Annotated in this window: 18 protein-coding genes and 1 tRNA gene; 5 read left to right on the top strand and 14 right to left on the bottom strand. The window is 71.6% G+C overall.

Going from position 1 to position 22,446, the window contains the following annotated elements; genetic code table 11:
* The first annotated feature begins 195 nt into the window (after positions 1–195).
* Positions 196–630: an SsgA family sporulation/cell division regulator gene (locus CG740_RS07170; RefSeq protein ID WP_100574093.1), complete on the top strand. Its 435-nt coding sequence runs from the start codon at positions 196–198 to the stop codon at positions 628–630.
* Positions 631–787: 157 nt separating this feature from the next.
* Here the strand turns inward: CG740_RS07170 and CG740_RS07165 are convergent, their stop codons facing one another.
* Both CG740_RS07165 and CG740_RS07160 read right to left on the bottom strand, forming a co-directional pair.
* The gene (locus CG740_RS07165) at positions 788–3,013 is read right to left on the bottom strand and encodes an MMPL family transporter (RefSeq protein ID WP_100574092.1); all 2,226 of its coding nucleotides are present in this window, start codon (positions 3,011–3,013) and stop codon (positions 788–790) included.
* 121 nt (positions 3,014–3,134) lie between these two features.
* Positions 3,135–3,710 carry a TetR/AcrR family transcriptional regulator gene (locus CG740_RS07160; protein WP_376215362.1) on the bottom strand — a complete coding sequence of 192 codons (576 nt, stop codon included), beginning with the start codon at positions 3,708–3,710 and terminating at the stop codon, positions 3,135–3,137.
* 234 nt (positions 3,711–3,944) lie between these two features.
* Between CG740_RS07160 and CG740_RS07155 the strand changes: the two genes are divergently transcribed.
* Positions 3,945–7,202 carry a S41 family peptidase gene (locus tag CG740_RS07155; protein ID WP_100574091.1) on the top strand — a complete coding sequence of 1,086 codons (3,258 nt, stop codon included), beginning with the start codon at positions 3,945–3,947 and terminating at the stop codon, positions 7,200–7,202.
* A gap of 368 nt (positions 7,203–7,570) precedes the next feature.
* On the opposite strand, the gene CG740_RS07150 is transcribed toward CG740_RS07155, so the two are convergent.
* Genes CG740_RS07150 through CG740_RS07140 form a run of 3 tightly spaced genes read right to left on the bottom strand, consistent with a single transcriptional unit; the run spans position 7,571 to position 10,931 of the window.
* A complete protein-coding gene (locus tag CG740_RS07150; RefSeq protein ID WP_100574090.1) occupies positions 7,571–8,461 on the bottom strand; it encodes an SDR family oxidoreductase in 891 nt (296 codons plus the stop codon).
* Positions 8,458–9,402: an alpha/beta fold hydrolase gene (locus tag CG740_RS07145; RefSeq protein WP_100574089.1), complete on the bottom strand. Its 945-nt coding sequence runs from the start codon at positions 9,400–9,402 to the stop codon at positions 8,458–8,460. The genes CG740_RS07150 and CG740_RS07145 overlap by 4 nt, the downstream gene beginning before the upstream one ends.
* Positions 9,399–10,931: a flavin-containing monooxygenase gene (locus CG740_RS07140; protein ID WP_100574088.1), complete on the bottom strand. Its 1,533-nt coding sequence runs from the start codon at positions 10,929–10,931 to the stop codon at positions 9,399–9,401. Before CG740_RS07140 ends, CG740_RS07145 begins: the two co-directional genes overlap by 4 nt.
* A 200-nt stretch (positions 10,932–11,131) precedes the next feature.
* Here CG740_RS07140 and CG740_RS07135 point away from each other — a divergent pair, with 200 nt between their 5' ends.
* Positions 11,132–11,752, top strand: a complete 621-nt coding sequence (locus CG740_RS07135) for a MerR family transcriptional regulator (RefSeq protein ID WP_100574087.1) — start codon at positions 11,132–11,134, stop codon at positions 11,750–11,752.
* Positions 11,753–11,850: 98 nt separating this feature from the next.
* On the opposite strand, the gene CG740_RS07125 is transcribed toward CG740_RS07135, so the two are convergent.
* Positions 11,851–12,654 (bottom strand): exodeoxyribonuclease III, encoded by an 804-nt coding sequence (locus CG740_RS07125; RefSeq protein ID WP_100574086.1) that lies wholly within the window; start codon positions 12,652–12,654, stop codon positions 11,851–11,853.
* A gap of 58 nt (positions 12,655–12,712) precedes the next feature.
* Here CG740_RS07125 and CG740_RS07120 point away from each other — a divergent pair, with 58 nt between their 5' ends.
* The gene (locus CG740_RS07120) at positions 12,713–13,198 is read left to right on the top strand and encodes a GNAT family N-acetyltransferase (protein WP_100574085.1); all 486 of its coding nucleotides are present in this window, start codon (positions 12,713–12,715) and stop codon (positions 13,196–13,198) included.
* Positions 13,199–13,252: 54 nt separating this feature from the next.
* On the opposite strand, the gene CG740_RS07115 is transcribed toward CG740_RS07120, so the two are convergent.
* The 7 genes from CG740_RS07115 to galU all read right to left on the bottom strand — a co-directional run bounded on the left by CG740_RS07115 (position 13,253) and on the right by galU (position 18,699).
* Positions 13,253–13,326: transfer RNA gene (locus tag CG740_RS07115), tRNA-Ala, on the bottom strand.
* 74 nt (positions 13,327–13,400) lie between these two features.
* Positions 13,401–14,498 carry a divisome protein SepX/GlpR gene (gene sepX, locus CG740_RS07110; protein ID WP_100574084.1) on the bottom strand — a complete coding sequence of 366 codons (1,098 nt, stop codon included), beginning with the start codon at positions 14,496–14,498 and terminating at the stop codon, positions 13,401–13,403.
* A gap of 174 nt (positions 14,499–14,672) precedes the next feature.
* A complete protein-coding gene (locus tag CG740_RS07105) occupies positions 14,673–15,299 on the bottom strand; it encodes a GNAT family N-acetyltransferase (RefSeq protein ID WP_100574083.1) in 627 nt (208 codons plus the stop codon).
* Positions 15,296–15,892 carry a MogA/MoaB family molybdenum cofactor biosynthesis protein gene (locus CG740_RS07100; protein ID WP_100574082.1) on the bottom strand — a complete coding sequence of 199 codons (597 nt, stop codon included), beginning with the start codon at positions 15,890–15,892 and terminating at the stop codon, positions 15,296–15,298. Before CG740_RS07100 ends, CG740_RS07105 begins: the two co-directional genes overlap by 4 nt.
* Complete coding sequence (moaC, locus tag CG740_RS07095) at positions 15,889–16,428, bottom strand: cyclic pyranopterin monophosphate synthase MoaC (RefSeq protein WP_100574081.1); 540 nt, start codon at positions 16,426–16,428, stop codon at positions 15,889–15,891. The genes CG740_RS07100 and moaC overlap by 4 nt, the downstream gene beginning before the upstream one ends.
* 59 nt (positions 16,429–16,487) lie before the next feature.
* Entirely contained in the window at positions 16,488–17,789 is a 1,302-nt protein-coding gene (gene glp / locus CG740_RS07090) for a molybdotransferase-like divisome protein Glp (protein WP_100574080.1), read from the bottom strand.
* Positions 17,790–17,796: 7 nt separating this feature from the next.
* The gene (galU, locus tag CG740_RS07085) at positions 17,797–18,699 is read right to left on the bottom strand and encodes a UTP--glucose-1-phosphate uridylyltransferase GalU (RefSeq protein ID WP_100574079.1); all 903 of its coding nucleotides are present in this window, start codon (positions 18,697–18,699) and stop codon (positions 17,797–17,799) included.
* Between the two features lie 104 nt (positions 18,700–18,803).
* Here galU and CG740_RS07080 point away from each other — a divergent pair, with 104 nt between their 5' ends.
* Complete coding sequence (locus tag CG740_RS07080) at positions 18,804–19,385, top strand: 5-formyltetrahydrofolate cyclo-ligase (RefSeq protein WP_100574078.1); 582 nt, start codon at positions 18,804–18,806, stop codon at positions 19,383–19,385.
* A gap of 31 nt (positions 19,386–19,416) precedes the next feature.
* On the opposite strand, the gene CG740_RS07075 is transcribed toward CG740_RS07080, so the two are convergent.
* Positions 19,417–22,170, bottom strand: coding sequence for a penicillin acylase family protein (locus CG740_RS07075; protein WP_100574077.1), 2,754 nt, complete (start codon positions 22,168–22,170; stop codon positions 19,417–19,419).
* Positions 22,171–22,446 lie beyond the last annotated feature (276 nt).

Genomic DNA, 22,446 nt, shown 5'->3' with positions numbered 1-22,446 from the left:
GTTGGCGCCCTCTTCCCTGCGCGGCATGCGCAGAACCGTTTGATGATAGTGCCCTGTTGCGAACCTCTTGCAAGAGCGGCCGAGTGACACATGCCAAGCCGACTCACCGAGGGCTTACCGAGAAATTATGGGACATTGGATAACAAATAACGCGTACTGATAGCCGCCAGCAGCACCCAGCGTGAGGAGCGATCGATGTCCCCCGCAGTCGAGGGCCACGCCGAGGACCACGCCGCCGCCGATCGGCCCTCCGCAGGGCCCTCCGTGCGCCCCTCCGTGGAGGATCACGCCCGCGCCAGAATCGTCACGGACGCCCCGCTCTCCAACCCGGTCCCGGTGGCGCTGCGCTACGACGCGGCCGGCTCGCCCGGCGCGGTCTGCTTCGCCTTCCCCGGCGGCAACGAGTGGATCTTCCCGCGCGACCTCCTGGAATCGGGCCTGCGCGCCCCGGCCCGCAAGGGCGATGTGAGCGTCTGGCCGTGCGGCCGGGCCCAGACGGTGCTCGAATTCCACTCGCCGGACGGGGTGGCGGTGGTCCAGTTCGACAGCTCGCCCCTGGTCCGCTTCCTGCGCCACACCTACGCCACCGACACCTCCGCCGCCCCCGCCCCGGCCGGCCCCCGGCGCTGAGCGCCGGTCACCCGAACGGCCCCATGCGAAGGCCCCCCGTGCGCATCGCGCACGGGGGGCCTTCGCGGCACTGGCGGTCCCGTCCCCACAGGCCGCCCGCACCGGCCGGGACCCACGGCCGCTCGGTTCGTGGGGCCCGGCGTTCAGGGGGCGGGGGTCAGACCCGCGCCAGCTCGCGGTCGCCGTCGGCGTCGCCGGACTCCTGGTGCTTGCGCAGCCCCTCGCCCTCGACATCGACGTTGGGCAGCACCCGGTCCAGCCAGCGCGGCAGCCACCAGGCCTTCGCGCCGAGCAGCGCGAGCACCGCCGGCACGATCGCCATCCGGACGATGAACGCGTCGAAGAAGACCGCGATCGCCAGGCCGAAGCCGATCATCTTGATCATTTGCTCGCTGGAGCCGATGAAGCCGGAGAAGACCGCGATCATGATCACGGCCGCCGCCGTCACCACCCGGGCGCCGTGCTTGAACCCGGTGACGATCGCCTGTCCGGGCCGCTCGCCGTGGACGTACGCCTCGCGCATCCGCGTGACCAGGAAGACCTCGTAGTCCATCGCGAGGCCGAAGACCACGCCCACCATGAAGATCGGCATCATCGACATGATCGGGCCGGTCTGCTGCACCCCGAACACCGAGCCGAGCCAGCCCCACTGGAACACCGCGACGACCGCGCCGAGGGCGGCGACCACCGAGAGCAGGAAGCCGAGGGCCGCCTTCAGCGGGACCAGGACCGAGCGGAAGACCACCATCAGGAGCAGGAAGGCGAGGCCGACGACGAGTGCCAGATAGGGCAGCAGGGCGTCGTTCATCTTCTGCGAGAAGTCGATGTTCATCGCGGTCGAACCGGTCACCAGGAGCTTGGCCCCGGTGTCGGCCTTGAGGGAGGCGCCGGTGTCCCGGATCGAGTGGACGAGGTCCTCGGTCTCGGTGGAGGACGGCTTGGACTTCGGGATGACCGTGATGGTCGCCGTGTCGTCGCCGGTGTCCTTGTTGTACGCGGGCGGCAGCACCGGACCCGCGTCCGGGAGCTTCTTGATCGCGGCAACCGTGGCGTCGGCCGCGCCCCGCACTCCGCTAGCGGCGCCCTTGCCGTCGACGACGACCATGAGCGGCCCGTTGAAGCCGGGCCCGAAGCCCTCGGAGAGGTTGTCGTAGGCGCGGCGCTGGGTGGTGGAGGTCGGCTGCGAGCCGTCGTCCGGCAGACCCATCTGGAGCGAGCTCGCCGGCAGCGCGATCGCGCCGAGGCCGATGACGCCGACGAGCAGCACCCACACCGGCTTGCGCAGGACGAAGCTCGCCCAGCGGGTGCCCATGTTGGGCTTGCCCTCGGCGGCCTTCTCGCCCTGCACATGCGCCTTGCGCGCCTTGCGGCCGAGCACCCGCTTGCCGGCGAAGCCGAGCAGGGCGGGAATCAGGGTGAGCGCGATGAGCACGGCGATGACGACGGTGCCGGCGGCGGCCGCGCCCATCTTGGTGAGCATCGGGATGTTGACGACGGCGAGGCCGACGAGCGCGATGACCACGGTCAGACCGGCGAAGACGACCGCGGATCCGGCCGTGCCCACGGCCCGCCCGGCGGCCTCCTCGCGCTCCCGTCCCTCGGCGAGTTCGGCCCGGTAGCGGGAGACGATGAACAGGGCGTAGTCGATGCCGACCGCGAGCCCGATCATCATCGCGAGCGTGGACGTGGTCGAGCCGAGGTCGAGCACATTGGCGAGGGCCGTGATGGTGGAGACACCGATGCCGACGCCGATCAGGGCGGTGAGCAGCGGAAGCCCCGCGGCCACCAGCGAGCCGAAGGTGATCACCAGGACGAGGCCCGCGAGGACCACACCGACGATCTCGCCGGAGCCGGTCTCCGGCATGGCCTGGAGCGCGTCACCGCCGATCTCGACCGTGAGCCCGGACTTCTTCGCCTCGTCGCCGCTCTTCTTGAGCGCGTCGCGGGTGCTGTCGGTCAGCTCCATCGCGTTGGTCTTGTACGAGACCTGGATGTACGCGATGGAACCCTTGCCGTTCCCGGAGACGGCGTTGGCCTTGAAGGGGTCCGTGACCGAGCCGACCTGGTTGGAGCCCGTCTCAAGGCTCTTGACGGTCTTCTCGACCGCGGCCTTGTTGGCGGGGTCGGCCATCTTCTGGCCGTCGGGCGCCTTGAAGACGATCCGGGCGGTGGCGCCGTCGGCGGCCTGGTTCGGGAACCGCTCCTTGAGCAGGTCGAAGGCGCGCTGCGCCTCGGTGCCCGGGATCGAGAAGGAGGAGGAGGTGGCGGTGGTGGCGGAGGCCGCGCCGAACCCGGCGAGGGCGAGCAGCGCCACCCACACCAGGGCGACATAGCGGCGGCGCCGGAAGGCGAACCTGCCTAGGCGGTAGAGGAACGTGGCCACGAGGGCGTACTCCCGGTCAAGTCGTATGGAACCAGCAGGGCATGGGGAACCAGCCCGACGACGAGAGCGGCGTGCGTCAGGTGGAGCGGGTACTGCGCGGGGAGCCGGGCGGGGTGGGTGCCTAGCGGGGGTCGCCGAGGGCGGGGAGGACCACGGCGTCGAAGTAGTCGGCGAGGAAGGCCTGGTCGACCGGGCGGTCCTCGATGAACTGCCGGGCGGCGAAGGCGCCGACCATCATGTGTACGACATAGGGGAGGGCGCGATTGTCCGCGGCGACCTCACCGCGTTCCACCGCGCGCCGCAGCACTGTGCCGAGACCGGTGATCTCCGGCTCGATCAGTACCTCGCGCAGCGCCTTGTGGAGCTCGGGATTGTCATGGACGGCCCGCATCAGACCCCGCATCAGCGCGGAGTCCTTCTCCATCTGGCAGTCGTCCTCGCGGGCGACCATCGCCTGGAAGTCGCCGCGCAGCGAACCGGTGTCGATCTCGGCGAGACTGACCGGCTTGTTGTGCCGCAGCGCCCGTGCGACCAGCTCGGGCTTGCTCCCCCACTGGCGGTAGAGGGTGGCCTTGCTGGAGCGGGTGCGGGTGGCGACGGCGTCCATGGTGAGGGCGTCGTAACCGACCTCGCGCAGCAGGTCGAGCACGGCTTCGTAGAGCTCCGCCTCGCGTTCCGGGGTGAGCCTGCCCGCCATGATCGACCTCCTCTCCTTCTTCGTACCGTACGAAGGTAACTCCGCCCCGAAGCGAAACGGAACCGTTTCGCTTGTGTCGTCGACCACAGGTGTCGGAACGGGATAAGTACGCGTCAAACGCGTGCCCGGGAAGCGCGCACCGGAGCGCGCGGAAAGCGACAGGAACAGAATCGGGAGCGGAATAAACCCCTCCCACAAGTTGCCGCGCCCCCTCCCCGCGGAAAGCATTGGGGGGTGAGTGACGACGCCGCGTACCTCCGGTTCCCGCATCTGCACGACGACTTGCTCTGCTTCGCCGCCGAGGACGACCTGTGGGTCGCCCCGCTGGTGCCGGCCGGGCACAGCCCCTCGCGCGCCTGGCGGGTCACGGTCGACCGCACCAAGGTCGGCCATCCCCGCTTCTCGCCCGACGGCAGCCGCATCGCGTACACGACCTGGCGCAGCCTCGACCCGGAGATCCATCTGGCCCCGGTGGCCGGCGGTCCTGCCCGCCGGCTCACCTACTGGGGGTCCTCCGACGCCCGGGTGTGCGGCTGGACGCCCGACGGCGACATCCTCGCGGTGTCCTCGCACGGCCAGCCGTTCTCGTACTTCTCCTGGGCCTACAGCGTGCCCACCGACGGCTCCCCCGGCGGAAAGCTGCCCTGGGGCCCGGTCTCCGACATCGCCGTCACCGATGTCGAGGGCGAGCGGCGCACTCTGCTGCTCACCGGAAAACCCCCGCACGAGCCGGCCGCCTGGAAGCGCTACCGCGGCGGCGCGACCGGGCGCCTGTGGCTGCACGGCGAGCGGCTGCTCCCCGACATCGGCGGCCACCTCGACTCACCGATGTTCGTCGGCGGCCGCATCGCCTTCCTCTCCGACCACGAGGGCGTCGGCAACCTGTACTCCTGCCTGCCCGACGGCGGCGACCTGACCCGGCACACCGACCACGACGCCTTCTACGCCCGGCACGCCTCCAGCGACGGCCGCCGGGTGGTCTACCAGTGCGCGGGCGACCTGTGGATCGTGGACGCGCTCACCCCGGACTCGGTGCCGCGCAGGCTGGACGTACGGCTCGGCGGGCCGCGCGCCGGGCGGCGCAGCTACCAGGTGCCGGCCGCCAACCACGTCGACGCGCTGTCCGTGGACACCACCGGCCGGGCCAGTGCCGTCGTGGTGCGCGGCAGCCTGTACTGGCTCACCCACCGCGACGGCCCGGCCCGCACCATCGCCGACACCCCGGGGGTGCGGGTGCGGCTGCCGGAGATGCTGGGCGGCAACGGCCAGGTCGCCTACGTCACGGACGCGGACGGCGAGGACGCGGTCGAGATCGCCTTCCTGCCGCGCGCCAGCGGCGAGCGCGAGCCGCGGCGCCTGGCGGCGGGCGAGCTCGGCCGGGTGCAGGAGATGGTGTCCGACCCGGAGGGCGAGCGCCTGGCGATCGCCGCGAACGACGGCCGGCTGCTGCTCATCGATGTGACGGAGGAGTCCACCGGCGAGGTCACCGAGCTGATCCGCTCGGTCAACGGACCCGTCCGCGACCTCGCCTTCTCGCCCGACGGGGCCTGGCTGACCTGGTCGCACCCGGGCATCGGGCGCTCGCTGCGCCAGATCAAGATGGCCCGGATCGCGGGGCCCGGCGGCCGCACGGTCGTGGACGTCACCAACGGCCGCTTCGAGGACGAGAACCCGGTGTTCACCAGCGACGGCCGCTATCTGGCGTTCCTGTCCTGGCGCGGCTTCGACCCGGTCTACGACGTGCACACCGGCGACCTGTCCTTCCCGCTCGGCTGCCGCCCCTATCTGGTGCCGCTCTCCTCGGCGACGCCCTCACCGTTCGCGCTCTCACCGGACGGCCGGCCGGCGGCGGGCGGTATGGACCCGCTGGACGACTCGGGCGACGGCACGGTCACGGTGGAGGTGGAGGGCCTGGAGAGCCGGGTCACCCCGTTCCCGGTCTCCGCCTCCAAGTACTCGGCCCTCTGCCCGGTCTCGGGCGGCGGCCTGGTCTGGCTGCGCTGGCCCATCTCGGGCGCGCTCGGCGAGACCTTCGCCAACCCGGCCGACACCTCGGGCCGCCCCACCCTGGAGCACTTCAACATCGCCAAGGCCCGCAGGACCGAACTCGTCGACCACCTCGACTACTTCGCGGTCAGCGGAGACGGCAGCCGGCTGGTCGTGGTGGACGAGGGCGAGCTGCGCGCGGTGCCCTCCACCGAATCCGGTGACGGCGACTCGACGGTCTACCTGGACCTGCGCCGCATCCTGCACGACGTCGACCCGGCCCTGGAGTGGCGCCAGGCCTTCGACGAGGCGGGCCGCGTCATCCGCGCGTACTTCTGGGAACCCCAGATGTGCGGCATCGACTGGCCGGCCGTCCTCGACCAGTACCGGCCGCTGGTCCAACGGGTCACCTCCCCCGACGAGTTCGCGGACCTGCTGCGCGAAGTACTGGGCGAACTGGGCACCTCGCACGCGTACGTCACCGCCGCCCGCCGCAACGAGGGCCCCCCGCACTACCAGCGCGCCCAGGGGCTTCTCGGAGCCAACCTGGTCTGCCGGGACGGGAGTTGGCAGATCCGCCGCATCCTGCCGGGCGACTCGTCCGACTCCAAGGCCCGCTCCCCGCTGGCGGGCGCCGGCATCCGCGAGGGCGCGGTCCTGACCCATGTGGACGGCCGCCCGGTCGACCCGGTCGCCGGCCCCTTCCCGCTGCTCGCGGGCGCGGGCGGCACGACGGTCGAGCTGACCTTCCGCCCCAGCGAGGGCGAGGGCCGCTCGCGCCGGGTGGCGGTGGTCCCCCTCGTGGACGAACGCCCGCTGCGCTACCAGGACTGGGTGGCCAAACGGCGAGAGGTGGTAAGGGAGTTGAGCGGCGGAAAGTGCGGCTATCTGCACATCCCCGACATGGGCGGCTCGGGCTGGGCCCAGTTCAACCGCGATCTGCGCCTGGAGGTCAGCCGCCCCGCCCTGATCGTGGACGTACGCGGCAACGCGGGCGGCCACATCAGCGAGCTGGTGGTGGAGAAGCTGACCCGCCGCATCCTCGGCTGGGACCTGACGCGCAACGCGGCGCCGGTCTCGTACGCGTCAAGTGCCCCACGGGGGCCGGTGGTTGCCCTCGCCGACGAGGCGACGTCGTCGGACGGCGACATGATCACGGCGGCGTTCCGGCTCCTGAAGCTCGGCCCCGTGGTGGGCCAGCGCACGTGGGGCGGGGTGGTCGGCATGACGGGCCGTCATGTCCTCGGCGACGGCACGGTCATCACCGTCCCGATGAACGCGGCGTGGTTCGACGAGTACGGGTGGGGGGTGGAGAACCACGGGGTGGAGCCGGATCTGGAGATCCTGCGCACCCCCCTGGACTGGGCGGAGGGCCGGCACGCCCAGCTGGACGACGCGGTCCAACTGGCCCTGGACCTGCTGGCCCTGCACCCCGCGTCGACCCCACCCGGCTACACCACAACCCCCAACCGCCAACGCCCCAAACTCCCCCCGAGAGCCTTCTGACCCGGGGCCACCCCGGTTCCCCTTTCCCGCCGGCGGCGGGGCGGGACCCTTGGCAGCGCCGCGTTCGGGTGCGGGCCCCCGGGGCGTCCGCGCAGTTCCCCGCGCCCCCTGAAACCCGTTCTCGCCTGCGGACCGTGCTCGCTTCTCGCGCAGTTCCCCGCGCCCCTAGCGGTACTGGTGCCGGCCCGCACCGGGCATTTCAGCCCGTCATGGGGGTCCCCCCTGGCCCTTGAGGCCTTGGGGGAGTTTGAGGACGAGCGCCGTTCAGGCGCGAACGGGGGTCTGGGGGCGGAGCCCCCAAGGGCCCGGAACCAACCAACCCCGGGCAAGGGGCGGGCGGGTGGGCAAATCCCCCGGGGTCGGGGAGCTCAGGGCCGCGCCGGGCGGGTGGCCCGGGACTGTTCGTCGGCGGAGCCCCCCGCCCCGACAAGACCCCGCGACACCGACCCGAGCCGCGGCTCGAACCGCCGCATCTCCCGCTGCCCCACCGCCCCGATCACCCCCGGCAAATACCCCCGCACGGACTGCATCCCGCGCAACCACCACTGCGCGTACACGTGCGAGGACCGCCGCTCGATCCCCGCCACGATGCGGTCGACCGCGGGCCCGAGCGGATACGTCCGGTTCGAGGGCCACGGCAGCCGCGAGCGCAGCTCGCGCATCACCTCGTCCTGGTCCGCCCCCCGCACCATGTCCGTGTCGGTCCACGACAGATACCCGACCCCGACCCGCACCCCCTTGTAGCCGACCTCCGCGCGCAGGCTGTGCGCGAACGCCTCGACCCCGGACTTGGACGCGCAGTACGCCGTCATCATCGGCGCCGGCGTGATCGCCGCGAGCGAGGCGATCTGGAGGAAGTAGCCGCGGGACTCCATCAGGACCGGCAGGAACGCCCGCGCGGTGACCGCGCCGCCGATGAGGTTGACCTCGATGACCCGGCGCCAGGCCTCGGGGTCGGAGTCGACGAACGGCCCCCCGGAGGCGACCCCCGCGTTGGCGACGACGATGTCGACCTTCCCGAACCGCTCCTTCACCTCGACCGCGACCCGCGCCATCGCCTCGTGGTCGGTGACGTCCGCATACCAGGACTCGGCCTCGCTGTGCAGCCGCGCCGCGACCCGCTTCAGCTCGTCCGGTTCGAGGCCGACGAGCGCGACCTTGGCGCCGCGCGCCGACAGCTTGCGCGCGAGGAGTTCCCCGACACCACGGGCCGCGCCCGTGACGACCGCGACCTGTCCCTCAAGACTGACCCTGCTCATACGGCACGCTCCTCGGCGTCGACGGCGGCCGGGGCGGCGAGATGCTCGGCCACCAGCGCGCGGATCTTCTCGGTGATGAATGCGGGTGCCTCGATGGGCGTCATGTGCCCGACGCCGGTGAGCACGTCGAGCGAGCGGCAGTCGGGCAGCACGGCCGCGAGCCGGCGCGCGTGCACGGGCGGCGTGAGCCGGTCCGCACTGCCGCACACCACAGCCGTCGGCATTGCCAACTCCCTCACCCTTACGCCCAGTTCGAGCTCGGCCAGGACATGGGACCAGGCCTGGCGGACATCGCGCGGGCAGGCGTGCACGATGCGGGCGCACGCCTCGACCTTGTCCGGGGCGGCCCCGGGCCCCATCGTCGCGTACCGCAGGACCTTCTTGGCGAGTGGCGTGACCGGCCCGAGCGGCGCGCCGGATCCCAGGACCCGCCGGGTGAGCCCGGTCCGCAGCCGCCCGGCCCGTATCGGCACCACCCGCGAGTCGGCGACGAGCTGGGACGCGCCGGTGCTGCACAGCAGGACGGCCGCCGCGTGCTCACGCAGGCCCGGGCGTCCGGCGGCCGCCATGAGGGTCATGCCGCCCATGGAGTGTCCGGCGAGCACGGCCCGCTCCCCGGGCGCCAGCGTCGCGGCGAGCACCGCTTCGAGGTCGTCGGCGAGCGCGTCGGTGGAACAGACCTCGGCCGCGGCCGTACGCCCGTGGCCGCGCTGGTCGTAGGCGATGACCCGGCACTCCCCGGCAAGGGCCCGGATCTGCGCGGCCCAGAACGCGGTCGAGCAGGTCCAGCCGTGCGCGAGGACGACGGCGGGCGCGTCGGTGGGCCCGTGCACCTCGACGTGCAGGGGGCTGCCGTCGGCGGAGCGCGCGGTCAGGACCCGGTCGGGCGCGGGCGGCGCGTACACGCCGTGCCGCACGGCCCCGGCCCCGGCCCGGCTCACGCGGACACCGCCGCTTCCTCGGCCGCGGCGCCGAGCGCGGACGCCGCCTCGGCCGCCCGGGCCCGTACGACCTCGTACTCCCCCAGGTCCACCTCGCGCGTCAGCCGGCGGAACTCGCCGGTGGTGCCCGGCCAGGCGGTGGTGTTGCGGCCGTTGGCGTCGAGGTACCAGCTGGTGCAGCCGCCGGTGTTCCACACGGTCCGCTTCATGCGCTCCTGCACCTGCCGGTTCCAGGCGCCGACGGCGGACGGGCGGGGGGCGAGCGCGGTGCGCCCGCCGAGCACGTTCAACTGCCGCAGGTAGTCGGCCATGTAGTTGAGCTGGGACTCGATCATCAGGATCATCGAGGAGTTCCCGAGGCCCGTGTTGGGGCCGATGATGGTCATCCAGTTGGGGAACCCGGCGGCGGTCGCGCCGCGCAGCGACTGCATGCCGTCCTTCCACGACTCGGCGAGCGTGTGCCCCTCGGCGCCGACGACCCGGTCGGCGATCGGCATGTCCGTGACGTGGAACCCGGTGCCGAAGATGATCGCGTCGACCTCGGTCTCGGTGCCGTCGGCGGCGACGACGGTCGAGCCGCGCGCCTCGGCGAGCCCGGAGGCGACGACGTCCACGTTGCTCTTGGCGAGCGCCGGATAGTACGTGCTGGACAGCAGGATCCGCTTGCAGCCGATGCGGTAGTCCGGGGTCAGCTTCGCCCGCAGCGCCGGATCCTTGATGGCACGGGCCATGTTGGACTTGGCAAGGGACTCGACGAGACCTAGCTCGTTCGGCCGCTTGGTGAACGCGCTGACCTGCAACTCCCTGATGCCCCACAGGAGTCCGCGGCGGGCGGCGCCGGTGAAGGGCAGCTGGCGGTGCAGCCAGCGTTCAACTCCCGTGATTCCACGGTCCATTCGGGGCATGACCCACGGCGGCGTGCGCTGGAGGAGGGTGAGCTTCGCGACCTCGGGCTGGATGGCGGGCACGATCTGGATGGCCGAGGCGCCGGTGCCGACCATCGCGACGCGCTTGCCGCGCAGGTCGTAGTCGTGGTCCCAGCGCGCGGAGTGGAAGACCTTGCCGGGGAAGGTGTCGAGCCCGGGGATCTGCGGCATCTTGGGGTCGGAGAGCGGCCCGGTGGCGGAGACGACGACATCGGCGGTCAGCGTCCTGCCGCCCGCGATCTCGATCTCCCACCACAGCTGCTCGGTGTCCCAGCGCATCATCAGCACCTCGTGGTCGAGGCGGATGTGCGGGCGCAGCCGGAAGGTGTCGGTGACGTGTTCGAGGTAGGCGCGGATGTGCTCCTGGCCGGAGAAGGTGCGCGGCCAGTCGGGGTTCGGCGCGAAGGAGAAGGAGTACAGGTGCGAGGGCACGTCGCAGGCGCACCCCGGGTAGCTGTTGTCGCGCCAGGTGCCGCCGACCGAGCCGGCCCGCTCCAGGACGACGAAGTCGGTGATCCCCTCGCGGCGCAGCCGCACCGCCGCGCCGAGGCCGCCGAACCCCGAGCCGATCACCGCCACACGTACATGCTCGTGCTTGGCCATGCCACCGCCTCCACGGTCGGTCCCGCAATGTTGCCAGCAATCACTGGCACTGTTGGGAGCGTAGAGCAGTCGCATACCGAGCGGTAGGGGTGCGGACGGGGAAAGTTACCGCCGGTACAAGCCCTCGGGCACCGCATAGGCTGAGGCCCGTGGCAGCAGACCAGGCAGGTAACGGCGATCCGGGCGTCCGCGAGTACCGCATGGCGGAGCTGGCCCGGGAGGCCGGCATCACCGAACGCACCCTGCGCTTCTACCGCGAGCGCGGACTGATCCCGCCGCCGCGCCGCCAGGGCCGGATCGCCTGGTACGACGACCACCACCTGGCCCGGCTCCGGACGATCTCGGCGCTGCTTGAGCGCGGCCACACCCTGTCCGGCATCGCCGACCTGACCTCCGCCTTCGAGTCGGGCCGCGACGCCGGCGAAGAGCTCGGCCTGGTCGAGCCCACCGAGGAGACCCCGGTGCGCCTGACCCCGCAGGCGCTCGCGGACCACTTCGCGGGCGAGGTCACCCCGGAGAATCTGGCGGCGGCCCTCGACCTCGGCTATCTCGCCGTGTCGGGCGAGGAGATCGTCCACATCAGCCGCCGCCTCCTGGACGTCTCGGCCTCACTGGTCCGCGCGGGGGTGCCGCTGGCGGCGGTGCTCGCGGCGGCACGCGAGGTCCGCGAGCACGCGGACGCCCTGGCCGCCCTGTTCACCGACCTGCTGCACACGCACACCTCGGAGAAGGACGCCGAACGCATGCGCCCGCTGGCCAAGGCCGTGGTGGACGCGGAACTGTCCCTGGCCCTGGACCGCCGCCTGTCCCAGGAGCCCTGAGCCCTGGTCCTGGACCCTAAGCCCTGGCCCTGGCCCTGACCCTGACCCTGGCCCTGGCCCTGACCCTGGCCCTGGCCCTGGCCCGAACGCTCGCGGGGCTAGAGCTCGTAGACCACCGTGACCGGCGCGTGGTCGCTCCACCGCTCGCCGTGCGTCGCGGCCCGCTCTACGAACCCCTTCACCGCCCGCCCGGCCAGCCCCGCAGTGGCGACCTGGTAGTCGATCCGCCAGCCCGCGTCGTTGTCGAAGGCACGGCCGCGGTAGGACCACCACGAGTACGGCCCCTCCACGTCCGGGTGCAGCGCGCGCATCACGTCGACGTAGCCGCCGTCCGCCGCGTCGAAGACCCGGGTCATCCACTCCCGCTCCTCGGGCAGGAAGCCGGAGTTCTTCTTGTTGCCCTTCCAGTTCTTAAGGTCCGCCTCCTGGTGGGCGATGTTCCAGTCGCCGCAGACCACGACCTCGCGCCCGTCGGCGGCGGCCCGCACCCTCAGCTCCTTGAGGTACTCCAGGAACTCCGCCATGAAGCGGATCTTCTCGTCCTGCCGCTCGGTGCCGACCTCGCCGGAGGGCAGATAGAGGGAGGCCACGGTCACGCCGGGCAGATCCGCCTCGACATAGCGCCCGCTGCCGTCGAACTCCGCGCTCCCGAATCCGGTCCGCACCCGGTCCGGCTCGCGCCGGGTGAGCAGGGACACCCCGGCCCGGCCCTTGGCGGCGGCCGGCGCGTGCACGGCGAACCAGCCCTCGGGGGCGCCGGCCTCGGCGGGCAGCTGGTGCGGCTCGGCCCGTACTTCCTGGAGGCAGATCACATCCGCCCCGGTCTCCGCGAGCCACTCCACGAAGCCCTTCTTGGCGGCGGCGCGCAGCCCGTTTACATTCACAGAGGTCACAGTGAGCATCCCGGCACCCTACCGACCGGGCATCACCCACCGCCCGCATAGAAGTACGCTATATCGCATGATTATCCAGCAACGCGGCTACGACCATCCCGATGCCGTCACCCTCAACGACCAGGTCCAGCTCGAATACGCCGAGCGCTACGGGGACGAGGGCGACATCACACCCCTGGACGCCGCGATGTTCGCACCCCCGCGCGGCCTGTACCTGATCGCCTACGACCCCGCCGGCCGCCCCGTGGCGACCGGCGGCTGGCGCAGCCAGGACGCCAACGAGGAGAACTACCGCGACGGCGACGCCGAACTGAAGCGGATGTACGTCGTCCCCGACGCCAGAGGCCGGGGCCTCGCCCGCCGCATCCTGGCCGCCCTGGAAGCCGACGCCCGCGCGGCCGGCCGCACCCGCATGGTCCTGGAGACGGGCATCAAACAGCCCGAGGCCATCACCCTGTACGCCTCGACGGGCTACGAACCCTGCGAGAAGTTCGGCCACTACCGCACCTACGACACGAGCCGCTGCTTCGCGAAGCGGCTCGCCCACTCCTGAAACGACGAAGATCCCGCCCGATCGTGATGATCGGACGGGATCTCGTTGTTGTTGTGGACCTGAGGGGATTCGAACCCCTGACCCCCTCGATGCGAACGAGGTGCGCTACCGGACTGCGCCACAGGCCCTTGCAACGAGTGAAACCTTAGCACCCGGAAGAGGGTGCTCGGAAATCGGTTCCTCGCTGGTCAGTGAGAGGGGGTCATTCGTTGGCCGCGCGGGGCCGGTCGTCGTCCGCGTACTGGTCGAAGAGCGGCGTACGACGGCTACTTGGGCCCGAGCGCTGTCTGGGCGGCGGCTCCGCGGTGGGCGGGGCCGGGGTGGGCTCCGCCGTCGAGGAGCGCGCCGAGGACCAGGTGTCCGGGGCGCCAAGGTCGATGCTGCCGGTGGCACGCGGGGCGACCGGCGCGGTGACGTACGTCGGCAGCGGGACCGGCACCGGCTCCCAGCTCGCGCCGCGTTCGGGACCGCGCTCGCGCTGCTGGTCCACCCACTCCTGGTGGTCGGTCTGCTCGACGAGCGCGCGCCGCCCGGCCTCCTGCGGGGACAGTGCGGGAGCCGGTACGGGTTCGGGCACGGGGGCCGGGTGGTGGGCGTCGGGTTCGTCGTCGGCCTCGACGCCCGGCGCGGTGGCCCGGGCGCGCGGCCGGCTCTCGCGCAGCCGCTGGGCGGCGGCCTCCGCGCGGCGGCGGTCCATGGTGAAGGCGAAGCGCCGCCGCTCCTGGACGCGCAGATGCACGATGTACGCGCTGAGCAGGGCGGCCGGCACGGCCGGTGCCCACAGGAAGCCGAGCCCGCCGACCGCCGCGACGACCGCGCCGAGCGTGAAGGCGAGGAAGAGCACGACGGTGGTGCGCCGGCGCCGGGCGAGCACCGCGCTGCGCTGGGCGCGCCGGGCGCGCTCCGCGGAGGCCGCGTTCGTGGGGCGCGGGCGCTCCTGGCGCTCGGCCGGCTGCTCGGGGTGCGGCTCCGGGCGCGCGGGGCGCTGGGAGCGGGCCGGGGGCACGACGGAGTGCCGGGCGCCGGTGGACTCCCCCGGGGTGTCGAGGGGTTCGGTCAAGGCGTCCGGAGGGGTCCCGGGTCCCGCCTCGGCGGATGCCTCCTCGGTGGCCCGCTGGCGCAGCTCCTTGGCGTACCGGCGCTCCATGGCCGACCGTCCGGACAGGAGCCGGATGGCGGTGCTGAAGCGTTCCGTCGGACGCGCCTCGTTGAGCTCGTCCTGCCTGCGGAGCCACATCGGCACCAAGTAGGCGGCCCAGGCCCCGACGATGACTGCGTAAATGAGGCCGCTGCTGCTCACACACCACACCGTAGAGGGATGGGCGCGCGGGGATACGCCAATTGAGCCGGTGTGTCGCACGATCTGGCTGATATCACCGGCTTTTTTTGTGATTTCTCAGATCGTTCGATGGTCGTTCGACGTCCTGTCGTCGATAGACGGCGAGCCAATCGCGATCAAATTCGAACGTTTATTTTATTTTCCGTGATGGGACTGCCGGGCCCGCCGCCACCGGGCGAGCAGCCCGTCGGGGACTTCCTCCGCGGTGAGCGCGTACACCAGGTGATCGCGCCAGGCACCGTCGATGTGGAGATAGCGCGGGCGCAGCCCTTCCTCGCGGAAACCGAGCTTTTCCACCACCCGCCGGCTCGGCCCGTTCTCCGGGCGAATGCACACCTCCATGCGGTGCATACCGACCGCGCGGAAGCAGTGGTCGACGGCGAGCGCGACGGCGGTCGGCATCACCCCGCGGCCCGCCACCTCGCGGTCCACCCAGTACCCGACGTGGCCCGAGCACATCGAGCCCCAGGTGATCCCGGCGACCGTCAACTGGCCCACCAGCTGCCCCTGGTACTCGATGACGAACGGCAGCATGCGGCCCGCGTTGGCCTCGCCGCGCAGATGGCGGACCATCTGCCGGTAGGTGGGGCGCTGTGCGAAGGGCGCGCCGGGCGCGGGCGGCGGGATGGTCGCCTCCCAGGGCCGCAGCCAGTCGCGGTTGCGCCGGTTGACCTCGCGCCAGGCCCGTTGGTCGCGCAGCTTTATGGGGCGGAGGACCACATCGCCCTCCGCCAGCTCGACCGGCCAGGAAGGAACGTTCAGCTCGGGCTCCCCGCGGGTCTGGGGTGGTCGCCGCCGCGGATCTGGTCCACGGCGTGCCGCAGGATCCGCTCCAGGACGGCGATTCCGTCGCGTACGCCGCCGGTGGATCCCGGCAGGTTGACGATCAGGGTGCGGCCGGCCACTCCGGCCAGGCCCCGGGAGAGGGCGGCGGTGGGGACCTTGGCGAGGCCCTCGGCACGGATGGCCTCGGGGATGCCGGGGACCTCGTAGTCGATGACGGACCGGGTCGCGTCGGGCGTGCGGTCGGTGGGCGAAAGGCCCGTGCCGCCGGTGGTGACGATCACGTCGTATCCGGCTGCCGTCCCGGCCCGCAGCGCCTGCTCCACGGGAGCGCCGTCCGGCACCACGAGCGGCCCGTCCACGGCGAAGCCGATCGAGGCGAGGCCGCCCGCGAGCAGCGGCCCGCCGGTGTCGGCGTACACCCCGGCCGAGGCCCGGTTGGAGGCGGTCACGACGAGCGCCGCGTACGGCGCGCGCAGTGCGTCGCCGAGCGCTTCGCCGCCCGGCGGGAACGGCACCGCGGCCTGCGGTCCGGGCCGCGGCGGGGTCGCGGCGGGCTGAGGGGGCGTCATGCTCCGGCCGCCTCGGGCCGGTTGCGGTCGCCGGACTCGCCGCCGGCCGCCCCCTCGGGCCGGTTCCAGTCGCCGGACTTGCCGCCGGTCTTCTCCTCGACCCGGATGTCGGTGATGACGGCGGCCTTGTCGACGGCCTTGACCATGTCGACGACGGTGAGCGCCGCCACCGACACCGCGGTCAGGGCCTCCATCTCGACGCCCGTGCGGTCGGTGGTCCTCACCGTCGCGAGGATCTCCACCGCGTCGTCGGCGACCGCCAGGTCGAGCTTCACTCCGGACACGGCGAGGGGGTGGCAGAGCGGGATGAGGTCGGGCGTGCGCTTGGCTCCCATGATCCCGGCGATCCGGGCGGTGGCCAGCGCGTCGCCCTTCGGTACGCCCTCGCCGCGCAGGAGTTCCACCACGCGCGGCGAGACGAGGACGCGTCCGCTCGCGCGGGCGGTGCGTGCGGTGACGTCCTTCTCGGAGACGTCGACCATGCGGGCCGCACCCGCCTCGTCGATGTGCGTGAGCCTGCCTTGCGTCGAACTCATTCGGTGGCGCTCCCGGTACGGCTTCTGTGGGCAGACACCGTACCCCCACCGGCCGCCGGTCAGCCGAGCAGGACCACTTCCACCTCGCTGTCGGGCTCCGCGGAGGTGGCTTCCTCGGGGATCACGATGAGACAGTCGGCCAGCGCGAGCGCCGCGATCAGATGCGATCCGGAGCCGCCCACGGGGCTGACGGTGCCTGCCTCCGCGTCGTAGCTGCCGCGCAGGAACTGGCGCCGGTCGGCGGGCGAGGACAGCGCCTTGTCGGCCTTCAGGACGGCGCGCGCGGTGGGCCGGTTGACGTCGGGCAGGCCCATCAGGGTGCGGATCGCGGGGCGTACGAACAGCTCGAAGGAGACGTAGGAGGACACCGGGTTGCCGGGCAGGGCGAGCAGCGGGGTGTGGTCGGGGCCGATCGAGCCGAAGCCCTGGGGCTTGCCGGGCTGCATCTTCAGCTTGCGGAAGTCGATGCCGCTGCCCGGCACGTCCGCGTCGCCCACCGAGGACAGCGCCTCCTTGACGACGTCGTACGCCCCGACGCTGACCCCACCGGTGGTGACCAGGAGGTCGGCGCGGATCAGCTGATCCTCGATGGTGTCGCGCAGCACCGCCGCGTCGTCGGTGACCGCGCCGACCCGGTAGGCGATGGCACCCGCGTCCTTGGCGGCGGCCGCCAGGGCGAAGCTGTTGGAGTCGTAGATCTGGCCCTGGCCCAACTGCTCGCCGGGCTGCACCAGTTCGCTTCCGGTGGAGAGCACCACCACGCGCGGGCGCGGCCGTACGGTCACGGTGCCGCGGCCGATCGCGGCGAGCAGCCCGATCTGGGGCGGTCCGAGCACGGTGCCGGCCCGCAACGCGAGGTCGCCCGCCCGGACGTCGCTGCCGCGCGCCCGGACATGGGCGCGGGACTCGGCGCCCCGGTGCACCCGCACCTCGCCGCTGGCCCCCTCGGGGGCCTGGCCCGCCGGACGCATGCCGGTGGCGGCGCCCCGGCCGGTCCCGCCGTCGGTCCACTCGACCGGGACGACGGCCTCGGCGCCGGGCGGCAGCGGGGCACCCGTCATGATCCGGGCGGCCTGGCCGGGGCCCACGGTGGGCAGCTCTTCGGTGCCCGCCGCCACATCACCGATCACGGTGAGCACGGCGGGGAACTCCTCGCTGGCCCCCGCGACATCGGCGACGCGCACCGCGTACCCGTCCATCGAGCTGTTGTCGAAGGGCGGCAGGGCGACCGGCACCGTGACGTCCTCGACCAGGACGCAGCCCTGGGCGTCGGGCAGTTGCAGCTCGATGGGATCGAGCGGCCGGACCGCGGCGAGGATGTCGTCCAGGTGCTCGTCCACCGACCAGATCGTGTTGCTCACGGGGGGCCTACATCTCCTCGGTGACGTACCGGCGAAGCCAGGCCTTGAAGTCGGGGCCCAGGTCTTCACGTTCGCACGCCAGTCTGACAATGGCTCGGAGATAGTCTCCGCGATCGCCGGTGTCATAGCGACGGCCCTTGAAGACGACGCCGTGCACGGGGCCGCCGATCGACTCGTCCGCGGCCATCTGCTGGAGCGCGTCGGTCAGCTGGATCTCGCCGCCGCGGCCGGGCGCGGTGGTGCGCAGCACGTCGAAGACGGCCGGGTCCAGGACGTAACGGCCGATCACGGCGAGGTGGGAGGGCGCCTCGGACGCCTCGGGCTTCTCGACGAGCCCGGTGACCCGTACGACATCGCTCTCGGCGGTGGTTTCGACGGCCGCGCAGCCGTAGAGGTGGATCTGCTCGGGGTCGACCTCCATGAGCGCGATCACGCTGCCACCCTCGTGCTCCTGGATCTCCACCATCCGCGAGAGCAGCTGGTCGCGGGCGTCGATCAGGTCGTCGCCGAGGAGCACCGCGAAGGGCTGGCTGCCCACGTGCGGGGCCGCGCACAGGACCGCGTGCCCGAGGCCCTTGGGGTCGCCCTGGCGCACGTAGTGCATGGTCGCGAGGTCGCTGGACTCCTGCACCTTGGCGAGCCGGTCCGCGTCGCCCTTGCGGGTCAGCGCCGACTCCAGCTCGTAGTTGCGGTCGAAGTGGTCCTCCAGGGGACGCTTGTTGCGCCCGGTGACCATCAGGACGTCCGACAGGCCCGCCGCCACCGCCTCCTCCACCACGTACTGAATGGCCGGCTTGTCCACCACCGGCAGCATCTCCTTCGGGGTGGCCTTCGTGGCCGGAAGGAACCGGGTGCCGAGCCCGGCGGCGGGGATGACAGCCTTGGTGATCCGTGGGGGCGACTGAGTCATGCGGGCACCCTATCCGCTGCGTATGTGCGGGAGATTGTCCTCCGGTGAATTCGTTCTCTTTCGCACACATTTGAGGGGTCGGCAGAAGTACGGTGAGTGATCACATGTCCGAAAAGGCGGTCTTGCGGCGGACCCTGCTCGACGCCAGGAAGCGGCTGACCGCCGACGAGCTCCTGACCGCGTCGCTCGCGCTGGCCGACCGCGCCCTGGCCCTGCCCGAACTCGCCGCCGCCGGCACGGTGGCCGCCTATGTCTCGGTGGGCAGCGAACCCGGCACCCGCGCCCTGGTGCACGCCCTGCACGCCCGGGGCGTCCGCGTGCTGCTCCCCGTGCTGCTCCCGGACAACGACCTGGACTGGGCCCCCTACGCCGGCCCCGAACACCTGCGTCCGGCCGGGCGCGGGCTGCTCGAACCGGACGGCGAACGCCTGGGCCCGGACGCCGTGACGGCCGCGGACGCGGTGCTCCTGCCCGGCCTCGCCGTGGACGCGCGCGGTATGCGCCTGGGCCGGGGCGGCGGCTCCTACGACCGGGTCCTGGCCCGCGTCGAGGCGTCGGGGCGCGCACCATCGCTCGTGGTGCTCCTGTACGCGAACGAGGTGGTCGCGCGGGTCCCGGAGGAACCGCACGACCACCCCGTACAGGCTGTCGTCACCCCCTACGGGGTGACGCGCCTTCCCGCGTGAGCGGCTGTCCTACGGCGTGAGCCCCGCTCGGCTACGGCGTGAGCTTCAGCGTGTCGACGGTCGAGCCGTCGACCGCCTTGCCGGTGAACGACCAGTCGAGCAGCTCGCCCTTGGCCCACTTCTCGGTCTGGTCCGAGTAGTGCGCGCTGTAGGCGTGGCCCGAGGCGCCGGTGAGGTTGATCCACTTGGACTTGTCGAAGTCCTTGAGGTTGACGACCATCCGCATCGAGGGCACCCAGGTGACGCCGTAGTCGCCGCTCGCCGCGTTCCAGCCGGTCGCGTCCACCGCCGCCTCGCCGCCGCCCAGGTTCCACGGGCCCCGGTTGAGCATGTACTGGAGCACGCCCGGACCCTCCTTGCCGAGGGTCTGGTTCTTCAGCATCAGCTGGTGCAGCCGGCCCCACGACCAGGTCGTGGTGTCCTTGCCGAGCTTGGCGGTCAGCTCCCAGCGGGCGTCCTTCATGGCTCGTGCGAGCAGCTGGTCACGCGTCGTGGTGGCCTTGTCGAGCCGGGTGGCGGGCGCCTTCCACCAGCTGTTGTTCTGGTCGTTGAAGATCTTGCGCACGACCTCGAACCACCGGTCGCCGCCGTCGGGCTGCGCCGAGTCGCCGTCGCGCTCGCCGCACTCCCAGACCTTCTTGTCGGGGTCGTCGACCGGGCCGGTGCCGGCCGGCGGCGTCACGTACAGGCACTCGCCCTTGGGACGCAGTTCCTTGGGCAGCTTGTTGCCGAACGCCAGCTTCAGGACGTTGCGCCACACCGAGTTGAAGTAGGCGGCGGCCGCCGAGTCGTTCTCCTGGGTGTAGTCCCAGCCTTCGAGCAGCTTCTGCGCCTCGCGCACCGAGGGGTCGGACACGTCGATCTTCAGCAGCGCGGGCGTCAGCAGCGCGGCGATCTCGCTGCTGTTGTCCATCTGCATCTTCTGCATGTCCTCGGTGGAGATCTTCCCGCCGCCCTTGATCTTCGACTCGATGAGGTCGTTGATCCGCTGGCTGCGGGTGCCGTAGCCCCAGTCCTTGGTGAGCAGGTACGGGTACTTCTTCTCGTCGATCACGGCCTGGTTGGCGGTGACGATGAAGCCCCGCTTGGGGTTGTACTCGTAGGGCAGCGCCTCGAACGGGACGTAGTTCTTCTTCCAGGTGTACTTCGGGTCCCAGCCCGGGGCCGGCATGGTGCCGTCGACGCCGTCCGCGCGCACCGGGATCCTGCCCGGCGCCTGGTAGCCGATGTTGCCCTTGGTGTCGGCGTAGATCAGGTTCTGCGAGGGCACCTCGAAGTCCTTGGCGGCGGCCCGGAAGGACTTGAAGTCGCTTGCCCGGTTGAGCTCGAAGACGGCGTCCATGGACTTGCCGGGCTCCAGGGCCGTCCACTTCAGGGCGACCGCGTAGCCGGTGCCCCGGTCGGGGGCCGCCGAGTTGACGGGCGCCTTCTGGCCGACCTTGCCCAGTTCGTCGTCCCGGTCGGAGACGAGCGGGCCGTTGTTGGTCTCGCGGATGGTGATGGTCTTGCTGGCCCCGCCGGCCACCTTGATGACCTCCTCGCGCGTCGCGAGGGGCTTCTCCTGGTTGTCGTAGAGGTAGTTGGAGCCGGAGATCTTCTCCAGGTACAGGTCGGTCACGTCGGCGCCGAGGTTGGTGAAGCCCCAGGAGACGTCCTGGTTGTGGCCGATGACCACGCCGGGCATGCCGGAGAAGGTGTAACCCGCCACGTCGTAGGTGCACTTGCTGGAGACCGTCCGGCAGTGCAGGCCCATCTGGTACCAGAGCGAGGGCATCATCGGCGCGAGGTGGGGGTCGTTGGCGAGCAGCGGCATGCCGGTCGTCGTGTACTGGCCCGACACCACCCAGGAGTTGGAGCCGATGCCGCTGCCGTTGGGGCCGAGCAGCGAGGGGATCTTGTCGAGGGTGTCGGACAGCGCGCCGAGCTGGCTCTGCATGCCCTGCAGCGCGCCCTGCGCGGTGTTCGAGGTCCCGTCGGAGGCGCTGGCGGCCCGGTTGGGGTCGAACTTCCCCGACGCCTTGCTGTACGAGCCCTCGTCGACGATGGGGCGGTGGGTGGCCGTCGGGTAGGCCGGATACAGGTCCTTGATCTGCTGCGGGCTGAGCCGGCTCGTCATCAGGGAGCGGTCGATCTCGTCCTGCATGTTGCCGCGCAGGTCCCAGGCCATCGCCTTGAGCCAGGCCACCGAGTCGACCGGCGACCAGGCCTCGGGCTTGTAGTCGTTGGTGAGGTTGAGGGCCGCGTACTCGACGGAGATGTCCTTGCCGTCCTTGCCCTTGAGGTACGCGTTCACCCCCGCCGAGTAGGCCTGGAGGTACTTCTTCGTCGCCGGCGACAGCTTGGTGTCGTACTCCTGCTGCGCCACCTTGCGCCAGCCGAGCGTGCGCAGGAAGGCGTCGGTGTCGACCTGGCCGCTGCCGAACATCTCCGAGAGCCGGCCCGAGGTCATGTGCCGGCGGACGTCCATCTCGTAGAACCGGTCCTGCGCCTGGACGTAGCCCTGGGCCATGAAGAGGTCGGCGTCGCTGTCGGCGTAGATCTGCGGGACGCCGTAGTCGTCGCGCTTGACCTCGACCTGACCGGTGAGGCCGGGGACCTTGAGGGTGCCGGTGGTCTGCGGGAAGGAGGCGCGCACGGTACTGACTCCCCAGTACGCGCCGTAGGCGACGCCCGCGACCAGCGCCAGCACCAGGACGAGGACGAACAGCCTCAGGCGGCGTCCCCTCTTCCTGCTCGTCTTGCCGGCCGTCGTACCGGCGGAAGGGGCGGTTGTGGTGGCGGGCATCGCTGTCCTTCGAGGGGCAGGGTGGTCCAGGAGTGCTGGGAGCAACCATAGGCGCAGCCGCTGAGAGCCCCTGACGCGGTGTCTGCGTTCACGTACCGGGACGGTGTTCAGAGGAGCCTTCGCGTAAAGAAAGCGTCAAAGATTAGGTAAGGTAACGAAGTACCTTGGGGTGCCGGAACGTTTCATTCGTGGTGCCCCGGGAGTCCCCGGATGCGCACCAGGCGCTTGGGGATGCACGATTTTCAGGGGGTGCCTGGCGGCACCTGAGGGGAAGGA

This window comes from Streptomyces sp. CB01201 (assembly GCF_002803085.1).
GTDB classification, from domain to species: Bacteria; Actinomycetota; Actinomycetes; order Streptomycetales; family Streptomycetaceae; genus Streptomyces; species Streptomyces hundungensis.
Note: the sequence above shows the minus strand (reverse complement) of the source record. Positions and strands in the feature narration are given on the sequence as shown.

Bases quoted from the DNA above. Each gene is read 5' to 3' on its own strand.
- CG740_RS07100 (WP_100574082.1), bottom strand. From the start codon at position 15,892: ATGACGCCCCCTCAGCCCGCCGCGACCCCGCCGCGGCCCGGACCGCAG.
- CG740_RS07120 (WP_100574085.1), top strand. From the start codon at position 12,713: ATGATTATCCAGCAACGCGGCTACGACCATCCCGATGCCGTCACCCTC.
- CG740_RS07170 (WP_100574093.1), top strand. From the start codon at position 196: ATGTCCCCCGCAGTCGAGGGCCACGCCGAGGACCACGCCGCCGCCGAT.
- CG740_RS07150 (WP_100574090.1), bottom strand. From the start codon at position 8,461: ATGAGCAGGGTCAGTCTTGAGGGACAGGTCGCGGTCGTCACGGGCGCG.
- CG740_RS07080 (WP_100574078.1), top strand. From the start codon at position 18,804: ATGTCCGAAAAGGCGGTCTTGCGGCGGACCCTGCTCGACGCCAGGAAG.
- CG740_RS07160 (WP_376215362.1), bottom strand. From the start codon at position 3,710: ATGGCGGGCAGGCTCACCCCGGAACGCGAGGCGGAGCTCTACGAAGCC.
- CG740_RS07140 (WP_100574088.1), bottom strand. From the start codon at position 10,931: ATGGCCAAGCACGAGCATGTACGTGTGGCGGTGATCGGCTCGGGGTTC.
- CG740_RS07075 (WP_100574077.1), bottom strand. From the start codon at position 22,170: ATGCCCGCCACCACAACCGCCCCTTCCGCCGGTACGACGGCCGGCAAG.
- CG740_RS07125 (WP_100574086.1), bottom strand. From the start codon at position 12,654: ATGCTCACTGTGACCTCTGTGAATGTAAACGGGCTGCGCGCCGCCGCC.
- CG740_RS07135 (WP_100574087.1), top strand. From the start codon at position 11,132: ATGGCGGAGCTGGCCCGGGAGGCCGGCATCACCGAACGCACCCTGCGC.
- moaC (WP_100574081.1), bottom strand. From the start codon at position 16,428: ATGAGTTCGACGCAAGGCAGGCTCACGCACATCGACGAGGCGGGTGCG.
- galU (WP_100574079.1), bottom strand. From the start codon at position 18,699: ATGACTCAGTCGCCCCCACGGATCACCAAGGCTGTCATCCCCGCCGCC.